Origin of the sequence: Glycomyces sp. NPDC021274 (genome assembly GCF_040641195.1) — a bacterium.
Taxonomy (GTDB): domain Bacteria; phylum Actinomycetota; class Actinomycetes; order Mycobacteriales; family Micromonosporaceae; genus Glycomyces.
Map to the genome: position 1 here is coordinate 292,295 of NZ_JBFADC010000007.1, position 17,894 is coordinate 310,188.

The window sequence follows — 17,894 nt, forward strand, 5'->3', positions numbered from 1 at the left end:
GCACCGGTGTCCAGGTCCCACACCCGTACCGTCCGATCCCCGCTGCCGGTGATGGCGACCGGGTGACCCGCGGCCTGGCCGAACGCCACGGCCGATACCTCGCGGGTGTGGCCGGTCATGACTGACCGCTGTTCACCGGTGTCCAGGTCCCACACCCGCACTGTCTGATCCTCGCTGCTGGTGATGGCGACCGGGCGGCCCGCGACTTGGCCGAACGCCACCGCCCGCACGTTGTCAGAGCGTTGGAGGACATCGAGTTGGGCTGGGTGGAGCTGGCTGCCGATGCACCAGGCTGGTCGCCACAGGCTCGCAGCGTCTCCCACGTTCGCCGGTTCGGAGAACCCTGCCCGGGAGTGGTCGATCAGGAGTCGTTGTGCTCGCGCGCGGTGATCGGTCGCCTCCCGGTGGAGATCGATGCCTGCTCGGAATACCGCGCCGAGCTGCCCCGCTCGCGAGTCGAGTGGTCGCCTGAGGTGGGGCGCGAGTGTGCTGGGGTCGGTATTGCTCAAGAAGTCCTGTTGGGAGATAAGGTCGTCCAGCTGACCTGATGCCGCGGCGTGGTCGGCGGCGTGCCGCTTGAGATAAGCGTCGGCCTGGTTCCATCCGGTGGCCGCTGCTTCTTCGGCGAGCGCTTCATAGATGCGGCGTTCGAAGTCCGGTGTCTGGGTCATGCTCGGTCGCCTTCTGCGATGGGGCGCTGCTTGAGGTAGTCGTTCAGGCCCTGGTGGAACAGCCGGTACAGCGGCGTCCCGTCCGGATCGGTCGTGCTGCGCAGGTAGACCTTGATGCCGGCACTGTCATGCAGCATGGCGGTGGCATCAAGGCCGGCACCGCCGCCGAAGACCTTGGCGGCCAGCATCCCGGCGATCGCAGCGGGCATGCCCTCGCCGTAGGCGAAGGCGAGCGCTGCCAGGATCGAGCGTTGACGGCGGCGCTCGGCGGGGTCATCGATACGGCCGAAGTCGAGTTCGAGGACCTCGGGCAGGCTGCGCGGCACCGGTCGGGCCGCGCTGTCCGCATCGGTGGGAAAGTGCGTGGATGCATCGCTGCCCCGATGGGGGAGTCGACCGAGATAGTTCGCATACAGACTGGCGACCAGGAACGGCCCGTATTCGCGTCGTTCGACGCGCTCGACCAGGGCGTCCGCGATGGCCTTTGCGAGACCGGGAACCCGGTCGGTGCAGCACTGGCCCACGGTCGGGAGCGCTGCGGTAAGGAACGCTTCAAGGTCAAGTCGCAGTTCGGCAGGGTCGTGCGTATCCAAGTCGACGCGCAACGGACCGGCCGAGGAATACTCGAGCAGGTCGAGCAGACGCTGGTTCTCAGGGGTGTCGTGGCGGCCGGCGACCAGGACCCGACAGGCCGGACGGCCATCGCGCCGCACCGCCAGCAGTGGCCGCAGCAGCACATGCACCAGCTCATCGGGTTTGACCGCCTCGTCCAAGGCATCGAGAATGAGCAGCGGGGGTACACCCTGAGCCTTGGCCCAGTCGGCCAAGTCCGTCACCGAAGCGACTTGGTCTCGGTCGAGGATCGGGTTGCCCTGGCCGTGAAGCTGTTCGATGAAGGACCGGGTCACTTCCTCAAGACGGCGCTGGCGGGCGTGGACGGCGGCCACTGGCCCTGTCACGCCGATTCGGCAAGCGGTCGGGAGCTGGGCCCGCAGGGTCTGCGCGGAGGCGGCATAGACGTGACTGGCGAGGATGCCGGGGTGGCAGGTCAGGACGATCGCGGCGGTGATCGCCGACTTCCCGCTCCCGGGGGCTCCGGTGACGACATTCAGCCCGGACTCGGGTTGGCGTCCGGTCCGCCACTGCCCCAAGGCGGCCAGGATCGAGTCTCGGCCGGTGAAATGCGGTCCGGCCCGGTCGGCGAAATGCCGGACATCCAGAAACGGATGCAGGCTGGCGTCCACGTCCGCTCGCGCCGATTGCTCGACCGCCGCCTCGGGGTTGAAATACCGGTTGGGGAAGAGCGGTACCCGCCCGGAGGTGGACTCGGTCGAGTCGCTGAAGTGCCCCAGGAAATGTGCACGGGGTTTCTCGAGCTCGGTGAGGTCTGCGTCGTTCAGTATCCGCGCGTACTGCTGCTCGAGCTTGTGCTGGAACCGCCGCATCGGCACGAACTCGAACGAGGCGTCCACATCGATCTCGCCCCTGGACAGATTGCGCAGCGTCGCGGCCAGCGCCTGGCTGAACCAGCCGTTATAGGCATTCTGATCGCCTGCGGCACAGGCGATCCAGACGTTGTCGATGTCACCGAGTTTCTGGCCTCGGAGCCCGTATTGGGCGCGGCACAAGTCCAAGACGAGCAGGTAGTGGGGACCGCCGGCTTCTGCCCGGGTATTGAGCTCCTTGCACCATGCGGCCATGCTGGTGAGCGGGCTGAAGTCGCCGGTCGCGGGTACGAAATGCAGCTCATCTGATCGGATGGCACCATGTCCGAGGAAGTGAAGAATCCCGTTCCCACGTTTGAGGACACCTTTGATGCGGAGTAGATCCACATCCTGGGCCTCGGTGAGGTGGTCGACGGTGTAGCCCAAGAGTTCGTGCTGCAGCAGCTGACGGAGGTCCTCCGCCTGGTCATCGACGAAAGTTAGGGGACCGAATGCCTCGGTGGAGTTTTCGGCAGCATCGTCCTCGGGATCGACCCTTCCGGCGGTCACAATGACCGCATGGCGTTCCCGCACGGATTGCCACCTCCATGCATCCAGGTAACGAGAGACCCTCAGGGTAGCGTGAATCGACACCGCAGCCGGAACAGTACAACAACGGACAATTACCCAGCCCGCGGACGGCTCCGAGAAGAATGTTCGAGATGCTGTGGAGGTGAGTTGGAGGGGCATCGCCTGGACGGAATGAAACCCCAGGCCAGGGGAGATACTCGAACCCGCAGCTCCTCGGTTCGAGTCCGAGGCGGCCCACCACATCTTCCCGAAGCCACTCCCCGGAGTGGTCGTGGAGGTGGGGTGGATGGACCTCGCATGAATCGGGTAATCGCCTAGGTCCTGGCCGATTTTCGAAACAGTAGGTTGTGGGTTCGGCTCGCGTGTGGGCCCGAAATGCGTTTCGGTCAGGGGTTCTCCGGGAGTCTTCGCATCGAGGTTGGGATGCTGCCTTTCGCGTTGTCGTCGCGAGGTTCCGCTTCGGCTGCGGCGACGATGAGGTCGGCGAGGGCGCGAAGGTTGAGCTGTTCGCGACGGCCACCGTGGACGAGGATCCGTCGGTTCTTGGAAGTCATTCCGGCATCATGGCGCGGGTGCCACCGCGCTGCCGGCAGTAAGGGTTTGCCTCGTTGAAGTTCACCCGGCAGGGTTGCCCCAAGGGAGTTCGCAACGTTGGCTCTCAGTTCAATCGTCACAGGTCTGCCTCCACAGCTCCTTCATGTGAGTCCTGCCTTGCGGGCCTGCTGGATGAGGCGTTTGACGCTGCGGATGCTGATGCCGTACTGGCGGGCGAGGTCCTTCTGTTTGGCCCCGGAAGCGAAGGCCGAGGCGAGTGCCGTCCGAGCCTCGGGGGAGACGCGCTGGTCGAGAGCTCGCGGCGGCTGTCCGTAGCTGACCTCAATATCCCCGCTTGTACCGGTCGTGTCAGTCCATGAGGGGCCGGGATTCCCGGTCCGGGCGGGCAAGGCGCCTGAGAGACGGTCGAGTAGGCAGTCTAGCTGGGCGCTTGGGTTCGAATAAGCGAGTGTTAGGCCGACCAAAACTCCCAGGTCAGGGACTTGCTCCCTGGCCTGGGAGCTTCCCTTATTTGCTCTCGCTAGTCTGTCGCTGGTCTAGACGTTCCAGGATGCCCTGGGACGCCCAGGGGCGACAGCCTTCTTTTGAGTTAACTAAGTCACAGTCTTCCGTGAACTCAAGTCTGGTTGCATGCCTTGAGATGTCACCAGGAATCATCGGATAGTTCGAGGGCACCAGGTGAAAGGCGTTCACTGTGGTAAGTCCCGATGGATCGGTCACGCCGCGCCGCTCGGCACCGGTCATTCCGATTGGGCTGATCCTGCTCGTGGAGTGGCCCCGCGAATGGAGCCCCGGCTCATCCTCTGGTCGGCGGCCCGTCTGGGCGACCGACGATCGTCGGCGCAGAAGCCGCAAGCAAATATGGCTAGCACCTCGCAGACGACCCCGCGGCCGATCTGACCGAGGCGGGCGGGTCATCGTGTCCGGCGGCACGTTCGGTATCGACTTTCACTGCACTGACCCTCGACCGGGTCGAGCGCTTCGGGCTCGGTGCCTGTCGACTGTGGCGGCAGCTGGGGCCCTGGCCGCTTCGCTCAGTCTTCGGCGATCGGCAGCTCCGAAGTTCGACGCGGTGCGGGCAGCGCCGCCGGCTCGTGGCTTTCAATCGCGGGCGTCGCTCGGTCGATCCTGTTGATCGCTGCATTGCGAGTGAACAGTTCGCGGTCGATGAACCGACGGTGGCGGGCTCGCTCCGTGACGATCCAGTCCCTGCCCTCACCCGCAATGGATTGCAGGATGCGTAGTCCTTCCACTGCACCCGACGTCTCCATCGCGAGGTCTAGAAGCGCCTTCTCCTCCGCCGGGGTCTGGGGGGCGAAATTCTGGTAGCGCTGGTTCTCAATGACGATCCTGATGAACCGCCCATGCAGCGCCAGCTTCATCTCATGCGCCAATGCGACGTCGGCGGTCATGTTCGGCTGTATCTGATTGCGGTCGACCAGTGCGGCACCGGTGCGACCGTATCGGACGCCGCTCTTGACCAGCTCCGCCGAGATGATCATGTCGTAACGGAAGTTGTCCATGGACGGGTTGAGATGCGAACCGTCATTGAAGTCGAGGTCTGCGCTGTAGATACGGACGCCGTTGTGGGTCAGCAGGAAGGTTCGCAGCCGGTACTTCGAGTATCGGATCGGTCCGTCAGGCACACGCGCCGCCCGCGCGAAGGGGTCGGGTTCGGTGATGGCGAAGTGGGCCAACACGTCGTGGTGCGTCAATCGGAGCTCGTTCATGGCCTGCATGCGAAGCCAGGTGAGGTCGGCGTCGAGCCAGTCGCTCATTTCCATGTCGCTCGGTCTATTGCGCAGCCATTCCCGCCAGTGGTCGTACTGTGCCAGCTCGGCGGTGAACAGCTCCTTGGCCCAGCGCCGGCGTTCCTCGTCGAATCGCCGGCGTAGGCCGATGCGAAGACCGTGATAGCCCAACAGGGCGATTGCGGGTGCGAAGGTCAGACCGCCGATGACGGCGGCGACCGCACCCCAGCCTTCGGACAGCGCCGCGGCACCGGCGGTCGCCAGAGCCAAGAGCGCCCCGGCGCCGACCAGGCCCGTCTTCGCCATCGGCGAGACCGGGGATACGCCGGCGTCCTTGTGGTGGAGCAGTCCCGAGGCCGACGCGTCGGCGAACTGGTCCGCGTAGTGGTACGCGAGCCAGTAGAGCGTCTCCATGTCGTCTTGATCGCCGTACCGCTCGGCGGTGCGGCAGCTGAGAGTGAGCCGGGCCTGCCCGGTCTCGGCCAGCCAGTCCTCGGGGGCGCGGCCGGGCGGTGCTTGCTCCCTGAATGCGTATTCGAGCACCTGTGCGAACCGGTCTCGGAAGGCCATGACTTGGGGCCAACGGACCCAGAGCATGTCGGTCGCCGAACCTTGATAGTGCCGGGCGCGCAGCTTGACTCGTTCACGGCGCAGCATCATCGCCGGAGCGCACCGAACGATGAGGGCGAGAGCTGCGATCGCCCCTGCGGCAGTGAGCACCTGGGCGGTCGTGTCTGCACCGAAGTACAGGATCGCTCCGGCCAGCAGGGCGAGAGCGGCCCCGCCTACGATGACGCCCCATGCGCCCGGTGCGGTCCAGTTCGGCATCTCCCGCGGTCGCGGCGTCATGGGATCGGGCAGGAAGAACCTGGGCGCGCGATCGGCCCGAGCGTGCTCGCTCCGGCGCTCCTGGAGCTGTTCCCGCAGCATCTGCATTGACAGGTCCATGATCGTGCCGTCGATGACGCGGTCCAGGTGCCTCGTGATCTCGCTCTTGCGATCGTCGCTCAATTTCCGCAGCAGCTCGAGCACGACCATGATCGCTTTGCGATCCTCCTCCGTGAGCGCCTCCATCTCGGTCTCCCGGATGCGCATCGAAAGTTCGAACAGGCCCTTGACCACGATCGTCGCTCTATCGAACGGATCGGTAGAGGCGGCCTCCACTGCGCTCAGGCAGGCGCTCAACTCGGCGTACGACTCGGCGTCCAAATCCATGTCCGAGCGTCCGCTGAGAATGGCGAGGGCCCAGTAGAACCAGAGGCGGCTCTCGCGCATCCCGCGGTCGTACGCCGCCGAGAACGACAGTGCCGCCTTTCGCGGCATATTCCCGTGCAAGCGGTGCAACCCGGTCTCGAACAACTCGTCCGGGTCCTCGGAATCCGACGCGTACAGCTTGACATCGCCGATCACGATGCCCGAGTTCTGGAGGACCCCGCTGGCGTTGCCGCCGATGGAGTTCGCGCCCGGCGGCGCCTGCGCTGCGTCCATCAGGCCAGACCCTTGACCACGTCGATCGCGCCGCTCACCGCGTCGACGACCCGCGTGCAGCCCCGGGCGATGGTCTTGACGTGGCCGAAGGTTTCGGCAAGGCGGGAACGCGACTCCCCGTTCGCTGCGTCGGGTTCGGCGGTGTCGAGGATGGCTGTGGCGCTGGCGGCTTGGGAGTCGCTGAGTTCACCGGCGGTCTTCGCCTCGGCCAGCGCCTTCCGGACCGCCTCGATGGCTTCGGCCGCCTTCCGGTCGGCGGTGCTCATTTCGTTGCCGTTGGCTTGAATGGAGATCTTGCCGCGGATCGTTCCGGAGTTCTGGACGACCCCACGCGCGTTGCCTTTGATGATGTTGGACTTCGACGGTTCGGACACGGGCCCTCCCGGGGTGCGATGCTGACGGAACTTCGGGGATTCCACGCTGAAAACGGGAAGTGTGTTCGAGTCTAAACTCGCAGTGATGCTGTTGCAAGCCAAGCCGACCAGAGTAGACCAATTGGTGGATCCAACGGGACGGGATGACAGCAAAGGGCGATTCGTCCTTAAGGGAAGGTCAAGGCATGCCGGTTTCGGCAAGGCGGATAATGGAAGCATTGCATCGGCGCAGAGGGGAAGTGGCACAACGACCAGGGTTGCAGCGACAACTGTCAGGCCGCATTCGAGGCGAGACACCATGCGACTCCAACCCGGCGGGATCGGCGAGAAAACGGTCTTCCAAACCAACCCTGCCCTGGCCGTCCAACAGCTCAACGGCGCCCTCCGGCTGTGGCTGGCCGGCGACGAGGTCTACGGCGCCTCAGGTCAATTGCGCGATATGGTCGACTTGTCTGTGCGCTTATGTGAGCGAGATGCAAATGCGATCAGACAAGTGTGGATTTGAACTCGCCGTCCACAACGGCCACGCCGGGAAGGACCAGAGGGCAGCTTGATCGCTCGGAGTCGTATGTGACGTCTTCACCGTTGTCGAGGTCAAGCACTGCGTACTGGTCGTGGATGATGATCGCAGCGTTCCCGTCGAGCGCACCGCAATACTCGAACTCATCGAGTTCTCTGTCCCATAGAATTGTCCCGTCGCTCAGGTCGATGGCTCCGATCCAGGGCACGCCGACCCCGGGGTCGTGCAGCATGACCGCGATGTCGCTGTCCGGGATCGGTTCGACGTCGTAGACCTCGGCCTCGACCTCGGTCATCCATGTCCTGCTCCCGTGGACATCGGTCGAGTACACCGCCTCTTCTGAGGACCAGATCAGTGAGGATCCCCAGGGGGTCAGGAGGTCGTTGGGATAGACGTCGTCTTCGAGAGCCAGGCTCGACTCGATCTCCAAGGTGCTCATGTTGTTGAAGTGGATTGTGTGGTCATCGGATTCGTACCAGGCGAGCTGCGATCCGGCAACGAAGATGCTAGTCGGGCGCTCGATCGTCGATTCCCCGAGCCACATGGCAGACCCGTCGTCGAGATCGAAGATCCGACTGTCCCAGAAGACATGGCGTTGATCGGCACTGAACTCCATCGTAGATTCGTATCGCGTCTTCCCACCGATCGCGTCCAGGCATCCGGCGCCTTCTTCAAGGTTGTATTTTGTCTCCCACAACGTCGTCAATGTCGTCGCGTCGCTTGCTCGCAGCACCACTTCCCTGGTCGCTGGAGCGGTGCCCTGCGCCGGGGTCTCGATCTCGTAGGCGTCGAGCACCAGGCTGGTGCCGTCGTGGCGTCGTGCGACTGTCATGCCGCATCCGGGTTCGGAGGGAGGGATCATCGCGACCGGGCCGGCGAGGAGGTTCCCTGACTCCAGCTCGTAAGTGCTGAAGAAGATCTCGTCGTCATCCAGTCTGACGGCGAGCCCGCCTTCAACCCGCGTACTGGACGCACCGATCACGCCGTCCGTTGCGGCCCACTCGTTGTCGGCTACCGTCGCGTTCCAGATTGTCGATCCCGTCGCTGGTCCCTCAGTCGCTGAAGGGCTCGGTTCCGGAGAGGGCGGATCGCTCGGAACGAAGGCCTCGGTTTCGACCGCCTCTGTGGCGGCCCATGTTGGTTCCTCGCCTCCGTTCTGGTCGCTCGCGCCGCGGGGCCAGGCCACGAGCGTGACCAGGAGGGCGACCAGGAGGACTGGGACGGCGAGTGCCACCGCCATCTCCTTGGAAAACCGGCGCTCCGATATAGCCCCATGGAGGAGCTGAACGGAATGCTTCACCGGGCCGGGCAGGACTGGAGTGAGGAAGTCGAGGGCATGGTGGGCGAACTGCGCGATCCGGCCCTCCTCAGCTTCCTGGACGAGCGGATTCTCCTCGATGTCCAATGCGGCCAAGGTGTCCAAGGTCGCTCGATCGTCAAGCCCCAGGTCGGTGCGGTCGACAGTGGCGGCGGTGGTGCGGATCGCAGAGATGGAGAGGGCGAGCAGCCTGCCTTCCAGACGACCGGGGACGTGGGTGACGATGCCGAGCAGCCTGCCGCTCGCGTCGCAGGCGCCGGCTCCCGAAAGGCCTTTCCAACCCGAGCGTTCGCCGGGCCGGGCCGTGGTGATGTCGAGCGAAAGCAGACCGTCGACGTTCCGGCTGATCGGTACGAGCCGGGCGCCCACGTACTCCGGTTGCACTGAGCCGTCGTCGGTAGCCGCGACCGGGTACCCGATGATGCGGCAGAGCTCCAGCGGGGCGTCGAGAGTATGGCGGGCGGCGGGGCAGGGGTCGGGTGGTGCGGGAAGCCCGGGGACGATGAGCACGACGGCGTCGAGTGCATGCCCCGGATCGAGTTCGACAACCGAGCCAACGGCTAGCCCGGCGTCGCCCCCGGCCGAAGCGACCCGCAGCACCTCCACCGGGTGATCGTCGAGGTCGGCCCAAGCAGTGTTGCGGAGGTCGGCGTCGGGACCGTCCGCTGATCGCACCAGCTGTTTCAGGACGTGGCGGGCCGTCAATGCCAGCCCGGGCGCCAGGGCCACACCGGTGCCGACGATCCGCTCATCCCCGGAGGAATCTCGGACTCTGATCTTGACCAACCGTGCGAGGCGCGCATCGGGAGTGGGTTCGGACATGGAGACGCTCCTGACAGTTACATTGTGGGTGGTACCAGCTCGTCTTTCAGCGCGGTGAGCCGTCCTGGGGCTGCTTCAACGGGGATTCAAAGCGTTGACGATCCAGGCCTGGTCGATCATGTCCAGCAGAATCGAGCGGGTTTGTTCCGCATCGAGTGACTGGGCACTCTGCATGGTTCCCGAGGCGATGGACGTCCCGACCATCAACTCGATCTTCGTGAACGTTTCCGGGCCGGAGCCCTCGTAGACGAAGCCGTCGCCTTCGAGTCCGGAATAGTCCTCCAAGGTGCCGTCGGTGCCGACCTCCCAGTTCCCTCGGTCCCAAGCGAAAGTGTCGAGTGCGGCGGCCTCATCGACTTCGTCCCATACTTCGATGGTCAGCTCGACCTCATCGCCGTCGGCGGGCCAGCCGATCATGAAGGTGCAGTAGAGCATGTCCCCGATGACGTCGAGGTATGTCGAGTAGGCGTCAGCGACGAAGTATTCCTCGTTGTGCTCGCCGTCGGCGTACTGCTCGTATTGTGCGAGGTCGTACTCGGTGCAGACGTAGTCCTCAGGGATCTCGACGGCTGCTGCCGTTGCGGTGGTCGGTTCGGCGGCGGGCTCGGTGGTTGCGGCGCTGTCGGATTGCGTATTGGTCTCGATGGTTCCGACCGGTGCGGGTTCGCGCTGTTCGATGAGAATCAGTACCGCGATAAGCGAGAGGTTGATGAGGGTGACGCTCAGCAGTGCGATGTTGACACCACGGCGGTGTCCGCGGCGGTCATGCGGCGCGGGGATGGGTCCAGAGGGAGTTGAAATGGTGGCCTCCATGGTCGGGATGTCAGGAGTTATTCGACGACGTAGTAGCCGCACATGAGGTAGGCCTGCTCGATAAAGCCGATGAGAATTTCACGGCCTTCGTCGATATCATGGATGCCGACTTCCAATCCCATGTCGACGCGGACAATGACGTTGTTCCGGGAAGCCACGATCCCGATCTCGTGGATAGTTTCGCTGTAATCGGTTTCGAATCCATTGTCGCCGAGGTGTCGATACTCAGCGATGGTGCCGTTGAAGTCAGGCACCTCCAGCGGAGCGAACGACGCTTCATCTGACCCACTGCGGTCCGAGATCTCTTCTCGATAGGCGTCCGCGGAGCTGCTATCTCCGAATACCGCGACCTCGATGGTGAGATTGAGTTGATCGAATTGCGGCTCATTGTGATAGCTGACGATGAACTCGCACCACAGATTTCCCGTGGTGTCTGAGGTTCGAGACCAGATCGGCGGAGACTCAAGTTCGGTCGACGGAGCGCCTGCGAACTGTTCGAAGTTCGACAAGTCGAAACTCGCGCAGTTGCTATCGGTGAACAGATTCTCGACGGCGAATGCCTCATCGATGACCGGATTGTCGCTGGGCTCCGGCGCTTCAGTGTTGTCAGCGTCCGCTGCTACCGCCGGGTCGTGAACTCCATCGGCCGTTGCGGAGGTCTGTTCCCATCGCACCACTACTGCGGATGCCAGCAAGACCATGAGTACTACAGCGGCAACAAGCAAGCCGGTCGCGAAGCGGCCCCGTGAGATCGAACCGTGGGCACGTTGGGCCGCCATCGCCACCGGCTGCGGCAGAATCGGCGTGATCGCATCAAGCAGCTGGTGTGCCAGGGCCGCGACCGACCCCTCCCCAGCGTTCGAGTTCTGCGGGTTCTCAGTGACCGCAAGTCGGGCCAGGGCCTCCAATGCGCGTTGGCGTTCAGGAGTTCGAGGTTCAGGTGAGGTGAGGAGGGCTCGTGCTGCGGCAACGACTTCGGGTATCCCGACGGCCAGGAGTCGGCCTTCCATCCTTGCCGGCACATGGGACACGATCCCGATGAGGTTGCCACTGACATCGGTGGTGCCTGCCCCGGAGGCGCCTTTCCAACCGTCTCGCTGGGTTGGGCGCGCTGTTGTGATGTCGAGTGCGATCAATCCGTCGGTGTTGCGGCTGACGGGGATGAGGCGGGCGCCGACGTACTCGGCCTGGACGGATCCGTCGTCCGTGGCCGCAGTCGGGTACCCGATCATCCAGCAGTTTTCCAGCGGGATGGTCATTTCATGCCTGGCCGCGGGGCTGGGGACCTCAGGTGATGGCAGTCCAGGCACAACCAGGCAGGCAACATCCAGAGTCGGGCTGAGACCGAGGATCTCGGTGACCTCGACCCCTCTGGTCCCTTCTGCGGGGCAGATTCGGAGCATGTCGATTGGGTAGTCGGCGAGTTGGCGCCAGTCCTGCGTATTCCGCCGGTCTGCATCGCCGCCGGGTGAGATGAGTTGTTTGACGACATGTCGGGCGGTCAGTACGAGGCCGGCGTCAACGATGAAGCCGGTCCCGACGACGCTTTCGAAGCCGCCGGGGCCGCGTACTCGAATCTTGACCACGCGTGCCAGACGCGGGTCCGAGGGGTTCACGTTCATTGCAGCTCCCTGCGGCGATCAGGAGGCCGACCGGTCGATGCGCGGCTGGTTGTCGGCGATGAGCAGGGGGGAGGTTGGCGGGATCGGGTATTGGACGGACGCAGGTTGACCGCTTGCGCCAGTGCCGTTCGATGTAGCCGGAGGCGGTTCGGGAGTGGTGACCGCGAGCGGCGTGATGCTCAATGACAACCGATGGGTTCGCGCGCCTTGCGCTGTCGCGCCGCCGCCGACTTCGGCCTTCCCGACGACGAACCACGGGATTTTCGCCTCAGTGGACGCTTTCCCCTCTGCTTTCACTTCGAGATCGAGTTCCAGGCTGAGTTCGAGCTCGATCGAATCTATCTGCAATCGAAGAGTGCTGCCGTGTTCTGCTTGCGCCCGCTCCAGGTCCGCTCGGAGGCCGCTCAAGGCTTCATGCAGAGGAATTCCATTCACCATACGACTGATACTAGCCAGAGCTGAAGTGGTCCACAGTCCCGGATGACCGCCCGAAGATATTGCGGGGACAATCTGATACGAGAGCACACTCATGAGGGAGAACTCGTTAGTAGTGGCTATTTGATGTGCGACAATCGGTGCGGAATTAGCAATTCAATCGTTTCACGACAGCAATCGCTTGCCCTTTCAATACCGATGCCGGCATCGAGCTTGCGCGTATGGCCATGAAAGTATGTTGTCAAAATCGAGACAACGGAAGAAGAATTACTATCAAAAGTGTTGGGACGTGCCACAAGATGGTGAAGAAACTCTGGCAAATTCGACTCTAGGGATACGGAGTCAATCGAGTCCCTTCAGGCGCTTGACAAGTATGTCCCGCTGATGAATCATGGACCGGCACTCGTCGATTCAGGGAGAGTTATGGCTGAAGTTGTGACTGCCGAGCACTCTGACTCCGGACTAAAGAACTCAATGCCGCGAACGCACTCCTTGAATGTATGCATTCGAACTGCTGAGAAATATGCCCGGTCACATTCACAAGATCTCGCGGTTTCGGATCTGATGTGGTCGACCCTATTCACCGAAGACGAGCAATCTCGATCAAGACTGTCGCTGAAGCTCCTCGGGCGTCATCACTTTCTCAGTGATGAAGGCTACGCTGAATTCCTCGAAGTCAAGGCACTTCCCTATAATACGCTGGGCTCGGAAGAGACGCCTGGCAGCGAACTGGAAGTACTGTCGAGACTGCAGTATTGGGTTGAGCGAACAGGCGACTCTGCTGCAGATACTGTCCATCTACTACTCGCCTGCATCGAGCTGGGTTCCCAAGACCGGGAAGGTCGATCGATGGTCTGGGAATTGGCGGTGAACCCGCGCGAGGTGATTCGCGCCGCGATGAGCGTTCGCAACCAGACATCCTTCGAAGACCGGCAATCACGAGCAAGGCGGCCTATTCTGAGTCCCTTGAGGCAAGATCGGCCCCAATCCTACCGGTTCGAAACGGAGCGGAAGCAAACAGTGGGCATGGCAGCGGCACGTCCCACTCTTGGAAGGTCTCAAATGCCGGGGCCAACTCACTCCAATTCCAGGGTATACGCCTATATCCTGCAGATCTATCTGGGAGTGTTGACTTCTCGAGCGATCTCGCTGATTGTGCTCCTTGGTTTGATCGCGTTTGGCAGCTTTACCATTTCGCCATGGTGCTTGATATGGGTGATGAGTGCAACCATGGATCGCACCGGTTCACCGCTATGGTTCCGACTTCTGGTCGATTCCACTTCTCTTGCAGCATCTGTTGCGCTTGGGTTGCCCTGGTGGCTTCCGGCAACGGCCGCCACGCATAGGGCGCTGGATGCGACCGAAAGCGCAATGGCTGCTGTGGCAGCGCGCTCCGACTGCGCGGATCCCGATGTCACCGGGAAGACCCTTCGTTCAGATGCGCGCATGGCCCGACGGGCCGCAGGTTGGTATAAAGCATTGAAAATGCAAGGGAAGCTGTCATGAAGCCAGAAGTCTCGATGTTCGATCCCTTCAGCGTGGACGCTTCTTCCCGCCTGAATGAGTGGTTGTCCGATCGTTACAAGCGAGACGGTGATGAGGAGATAATTGATCTCGTAATTCCGCTCGGAAACGTCTTTGACTTCAGGTCGCGAGCAGATTTGTTCCTATTTTCAGAGAGACTCGGCCGCGTCATTCCTTCATTGGTGCTCAGTCGGCGGTTCAGAACTGCCCGTGGATCGATCGGGTTGCATGAATGCGACCTCATAACCGCTCTCGATCGCGCCTTGATCGGGCAGATTTCTGTGGTTCGCGCCATCCTCACGTTGATCGGGGTGGCGTTTGGTCTCCTCGCGGCGCTCTCCCCTCCATACCTGGTTCTACTGGCGTTGCTGGGGTGGACCATTATCGGAAGCGGTCGCCGACTCGCCATCATTTTCGCGGCGGCGGTCCTCGGTCTCGTCGCCTGGCGCGAGCCGCTGCAGCTCATGGTCTTCGTTCCGGTAGCCGTCGGTTCGGTCCTGGTTCGCCCTTCGATAACGTTCCTCCGACGGGGATTTCTTCCCGTGCTGCTGCGTGGTAGCCCGCTCCGTTTTCTTGGCCCCTGGCCCGCGGCCCGTACGCTGTTCAGTCAGAGATGGGCTGCCGTTGCCCTCGCAGTCGACAAAGCCACGCACGACGATCGCTCAAGAGCGACCGTCTTCATTGACAAAGGGTTTGAGGGTGCACCCGCCAAGATCAAGCCGGTGTTGGTGCAGTGTCAAGCACTGGTGGCCTCTGCCAATCTTGAACACCAGACGGCTCTGCGTCTGGCCGAAGAGGCACGACGACTGGCTGCGTCCCAAGGTGAAACCATTCGCGGATGGTGCGCGCTGTTTTCGGGTGATGTTTTGCACGCGGCAGGTCAGCTTGAGGCGGCTCAGGTCCACTGGGCACAGGCGCTGCGACTTCTGGATGACGACCGCAGGAGTCGATACTGGGTCACAGAAGCAAAGCTCCGGACCATAGAAGCATTGACTTCAGATCCGGACGACGCGGAGCGCTGTATCCGAGGACTCCAGGTTCTGCAGCCTGTCCGCGAGCGAGCAGTCCGGCTGGGGGACATAGAACTCGTAGACAAGACCGAGCTGCATCTTCTTCGTCTCATGCATGCCGCCGGCAACACCACTGGTTCGGTTGTTCATCTAGCTAGGCAGTATGACTTGAGCAAAGGCAAGGTCGGGGTCGGGTCTTCCATTCCTGACTATTGCAGGCAGACGCTGCTGCTCGCTACACTCTATCTCGAGGTGATCGACAACCCCTCGCGCTTCCCTGACGCAGAGGTCCATGAAGAAGCCGGCGCATTCGCGATGGTCGCCGAACTTCTCGACAACGTGTTGCGGCGCCTTAGCGGCTCGACTGAGCCGCTTCTAGAGGCCTACACGTTCGCGACTCTCGCAAGGATCCAATTCGCTTCCAAGCTGTATGACGACGCTTTGGGCAACATATTGGAGTCGCTCAACATCGTTCAACAAGTCCGGTACCAACTGCCAACCGCGGCCTGGCGGTCGCAATGGGTTGCGTCCCACGCCGAAAGCTACGGGTTGGCCCTTGACCTCGCAGTGCGCAACCGCCCGGCACTTGTGGCAGAACTGCTGGAAGTCGTTCGAGCCCAGTCCGTTCCGCTCGACCGCTCGGAGGAGAGTGAGTCTGCCCGGTCCATCTTCGACGCGCTGCTGGCCAGCACCATGCTGCCCAACGTACGTGGAATCTTTCCCCGCGCGATTGGCGATGAGGGTGAGACGTTCGAGGCGACCCGTGTTCCTGAGCCTCAGCCAGGGCATAGCGATCCGCTGCTCACGGACAAGACTATTCTGGTGCAACGGGCTTCCTGGGTAGGAGGCAGCGTCGAAGGCGCCATCGATCTCGACCGTGAGATCGAGACGATGGTGCCGCAAGGCTGGTATTGGACCTTCGCGCGAGCCTCCCAATGGGTATATCACGCTGTGCGGATGCCGACCGGCGACTGGATCGCTGAGCGAAGCCCGTATGCCGACCTTGAAGAACCGCTCCTGACGCTTCTTGAGCATCTTCCGAGCATGCCCCTGTACCCGAAAGGGCCCGAGGCGCCACGGCAGCAGGGCCTCATGAAGGCACCCACCGTTGGGGTCGGCGCGGAGGGTTTGGTCACCGCGAGGGAGATGTTCGCTCAAGTCTTCGGAAAGTTGGGCGCGGCGCTCCTTCCTCAGGCGCTCCAAGCCGCATTGAGTGCTGCGTCCCATGTAGTTCCGGTAGCCGTTGCCCCAACCGGGGTGCTCAGCGTCATTCCAATTTGCGCCCTCCCCATCGACGACCGCAGGATGGTCCTTGATGTCGCCGCACTCGTCCATGTTCCCTCGATCGCTCTTATCGCCCATCGACGAATGAATGCACAGCAGCTTCGGCAGAGCGCGAACCACGCTCAGCCAGAACGAGAAGTGCCCCCCGTAGTCGCTGTTCTCGCCCCAGACCGGAAGGGTCTTGCGGGGATGCGAGCGATGGATGGCAGTCGTCCCGATCGAGGCAAGGTGTTGGAAGGTCCTGTCACCCTGGACCAACTGGCAGTGACGCTTCGGGAACGCCCGGTCCAGGTACTCCAGATCGTGAGCCATGTGGACTGTTTCGACCCCCAGGATCCCGGCCGATCAGGTGCGAGATTCGCTGACGGCTACCTCAACCTGCATCAGCTGTACCGGACCGATGAGGGAGGACGCATGTGGTGCGAGGTTCCCAGGAACGTCGTGCTCACCGGCTGCACGAGCCTCGGAGTGCACGTAGACGTCACCGACCCCCAACGGAGGACCGCAGACAGAACCATCGAGGCGCCCGAATGGCTTGGATTCGGCGCCGCCATGGTATATGCAGGCGCCGCACATGTGTTGTGCACAATCTTCCCTCTACCGATCAGTGCACAGTCCGCACGCATCTCCAAAGTGCTGACCAACGCGATGAGTTCCGGACAGGACTCCGTTCAGGCCCTGAGGCTTCTACAACGAGAGGAGCTTGACCGGTGGCTCGACGGTGGGGACTCCATCCCACTGACAGTCCTCAGCCTTGCTTATGTCGGTCTTGGAGGATCCGTCGTGGATTCTCCCCTTCATCGGCTGACAGCGGTCGAAGTCGACGACACAAAGCCGCGGGAGCGACTCAGCTTCGACATCGAGCCCTCCACTTCCGGCGAGACCGCACCGGGAGATCCTCACTCTGTGAGCGCTGGTAATACCCCGATCTCATCGGCGCAGCCCCAGAGCATCGACGCGATCGGTCGTCGAGGTCTTGAGCACAAAATCTTTAAAGAGTTTCTCATGCTGACGATCTCCGAATTCGGGTCGATCGATAATTCATACGACCAGTTGTTTCCACGGTTGACAAGAAACGGCAACATCCATTTCTCCGATGCCGACGGGTCAATTCAAGGACCCATCCAAGTCGAGTACGCTTGCTGGCGTCGCTGGATAATTTCAACGGATCTCTTTAATCGTGACTCTGTCGAATGGAGAATCAGCCGAGCAAATCTGTATATTACCGATGCTCGAATCATTCTCGAGCGTCAGAAGCAGCCCACCTCCGCCAGCAGAATGATCGGACATCTTCGCTACCCCTGGATCACGTCGATCGGATACCGACCGAAACAGAGCCTGCTGAACGACTGCGGTGTCGTCATCACCATTCAACAGGAGATCGAGGAACCCCGTGAAGCACAAGTGGTTCATGAGCTTTCCATATTCTTTCCGCCAAGCTTTGACTCCGGCGGCCTTGCTCAAGAGCTCGCAAGGCGACTCTCCCGTCATCACCTGATGCAAGAAGACCTTCCTGATTCAGTGGTTTCGGATTTCGAAGCTCTTAGCAGCACGGCTCGTCTCCCGGCTCCCCCTAAAGGAGACTACTCCTACTATTATCCGCAAGCTTTCAAGCTGTATCCCTACGGAACCGAGTATGTTCTCGGAAATCCGCCCGAAGGGAAATGGCGGGGCCCGAGACTCTAACATCAA

11 protein-coding genes and 1 pseudogene are annotated in these 17,894 nt (G+C 62.3%); 3 read left to right on the forward strand and 9 right to left on the reverse strand.

Translation table 11 applies throughout. The annotated features are described in order from the left end of the window. From AB0I03_RS17760 to AB0I03_RS17780, 5 genes and pseudogenes are all read right to left on the reverse strand, one after another. A pseudogene (locus AB0I03_RS17760) lies at positions 1–671 on the reverse strand (hypothetical protein); the annotation flags it as partial. Beyond that, on the reverse strand, positions 668–2,689 hold the full coding sequence (locus tag AB0I03_RS17765) for a hypothetical protein (RefSeq protein ID WP_360413835.1): 2,022 nt from the start codon (positions 2,687–2,689) through the stop codon (positions 668–670). The gene AB0I03_RS17765 and the pseudogene AB0I03_RS17760, both read right to left, overlap by 4 nt. Positions 2,690–3,072: 383 nt before the next feature. Further along, on the reverse strand, positions 3,073–3,240 hold the full coding sequence (locus AB0I03_RS17770) for a hypothetical protein (protein WP_360413838.1): 168 nt from the start codon (positions 3,238–3,240) through the stop codon (positions 3,073–3,075). 1,035 nt (positions 3,241–4,275) lie between these two features. Continuing rightward, positions 4,276–6,480 carry a hypothetical protein gene (locus AB0I03_RS17775; protein ID WP_360413841.1) on the reverse strand — a complete coding sequence of 735 codons (2,205 nt, stop codon included), beginning with the start codon at positions 6,478–6,480 and terminating at the stop codon, positions 4,276–4,278. Continuing rightward, positions 6,480–6,956: a hypothetical protein gene (locus AB0I03_RS17780; protein WP_360413844.1), complete on the reverse strand. Its 477-nt coding sequence runs from the start codon at positions 6,954–6,956 to the stop codon at positions 6,480–6,482. The genes AB0I03_RS17775 and AB0I03_RS17780 overlap by 1 nt, the downstream gene beginning before the upstream one ends. A gap of 196 nt (positions 6,957–7,152) precedes the next feature. Between AB0I03_RS17780 and AB0I03_RS17785 the strand changes: the two genes are divergently transcribed. Beyond that, positions 7,153–7,359, forward strand: a complete 207-nt coding sequence (locus AB0I03_RS17785) for a hypothetical protein (protein ID WP_360413847.1) — start codon at positions 7,153–7,155, stop codon at positions 7,357–7,359. Here the strand turns inward: AB0I03_RS17785 and AB0I03_RS17790 are convergent. The 4 genes from AB0I03_RS17790 to AB0I03_RS17805 form a co-directional block, all read right to left on the reverse strand. Then, positions 7,340–9,514 carry a trypsin-like peptidase domain-containing protein gene (locus tag AB0I03_RS17790; protein WP_360413850.1) on the reverse strand — a complete coding sequence of 725 codons (2,175 nt, stop codon included), beginning with the start codon at positions 9,512–9,514 and terminating at the stop codon, positions 7,340–7,342. The genes AB0I03_RS17785 and AB0I03_RS17790 overlap by 20 nt on opposite strands. Positions 9,515–9,589: 75 nt before the next feature. Continuing rightward, positions 9,590–10,327 (reverse strand): hypothetical protein, encoded by a 738-nt coding sequence (locus AB0I03_RS17795; RefSeq protein ID WP_360413853.1) that lies wholly within the window; start codon positions 10,325–10,327, stop codon positions 9,590–9,592. A gap of 17 nt (positions 10,328–10,344) precedes the next feature. Continuing rightward, positions 10,345–11,949: a serine protease gene (locus tag AB0I03_RS17800; protein WP_360413856.1), complete on the reverse strand. Its 1,605-nt coding sequence runs from the start codon at positions 11,947–11,949 to the stop codon at positions 10,345–10,347. Positions 11,950–11,967: 18 nt separating this feature from the next. Continuing rightward, entirely contained in the window at positions 11,968–12,387 is a 420-nt protein-coding gene (locus tag AB0I03_RS17805; protein ID WP_360413859.1) for a trypco2 family protein, read from the reverse strand. A 420-nt stretch (positions 12,388–12,807) separates the two neighbouring features. Between AB0I03_RS17805 and AB0I03_RS17810 the strand changes: the two genes are divergently transcribed. Both AB0I03_RS17810 and AB0I03_RS17815 read left to right on the forward strand, forming a co-directional pair. Beyond that, positions 12,808–13,890: a hypothetical protein gene (locus tag AB0I03_RS17810; RefSeq protein ID WP_360413862.1), complete on the forward strand. Its 1,083-nt coding sequence runs from the start codon at positions 12,808–12,810 to the stop codon at positions 13,888–13,890. Next, entirely contained in the window at positions 13,887–17,888 is a 4,002-nt protein-coding gene (locus tag AB0I03_RS17815) for a CHAT domain-containing protein (RefSeq protein WP_360413865.1), read from the forward strand. The genes AB0I03_RS17810 and AB0I03_RS17815 overlap by 4 nt, the downstream gene beginning before the upstream one ends. Positions 17,889–17,894: the final 6 nt, after the last annotated feature.

Coding starts and splice junctions, on each gene's coding strand:
- AB0I03_RS17770 (WP_360413838.1), bottom strand. CDS start 3,240: ATGACTTCCAAGAACCGACGGATCCTCGTCCACGGTGGCCGTCGCGAA.
- AB0I03_RS17775 (WP_360413841.1), bottom strand. CDS start 6,480: ATGGACGCAGCGCAGGCGCCGCCGGGCGCGAACTCCATCGGCGGCAAC.
- AB0I03_RS17785 (WP_360413847.1), top strand. CDS start 7,153: ATGCGACTCCAACCCGGCGGGATCGGCGAGAAAACGGTCTTCCAAACC.
- AB0I03_RS17790 (WP_360413850.1), bottom strand. CDS start 9,514: ATGTCCGAACCCACTCCCGATGCGCGCCTCGCACGGTTGGTCAAGATC.
- AB0I03_RS17795 (WP_360413853.1), bottom strand. CDS start 10,327: ATGGAGGCCACCATTTCAACTCCCTCTGGACCCATCCCCGCGCCGCAT.
- AB0I03_RS17800 (WP_360413856.1), bottom strand. CDS start 11,949: ATGAACGTGAACCCCTCGGACCCGCGTCTGGCACGCGTGGTCAAGATT.
- AB0I03_RS17805 (WP_360413859.1), bottom strand. CDS start 12,387: ATGGTGAATGGAATTCCTCTGCATGAAGCCTTGAGCGGCCTCCGAGCG.
- AB0I03_RS17810 (WP_360413862.1), top strand. CDS start 12,808: ATGGCTGAAGTTGTGACTGCCGAGCACTCTGACTCCGGACTAAAGAAC.
- AB0I03_RS17815 (WP_360413865.1), top strand. CDS start 13,887: ATGAAGCCAGAAGTCTCGATGTTCGATCCCTTCAGCGTGGACGCTTCT.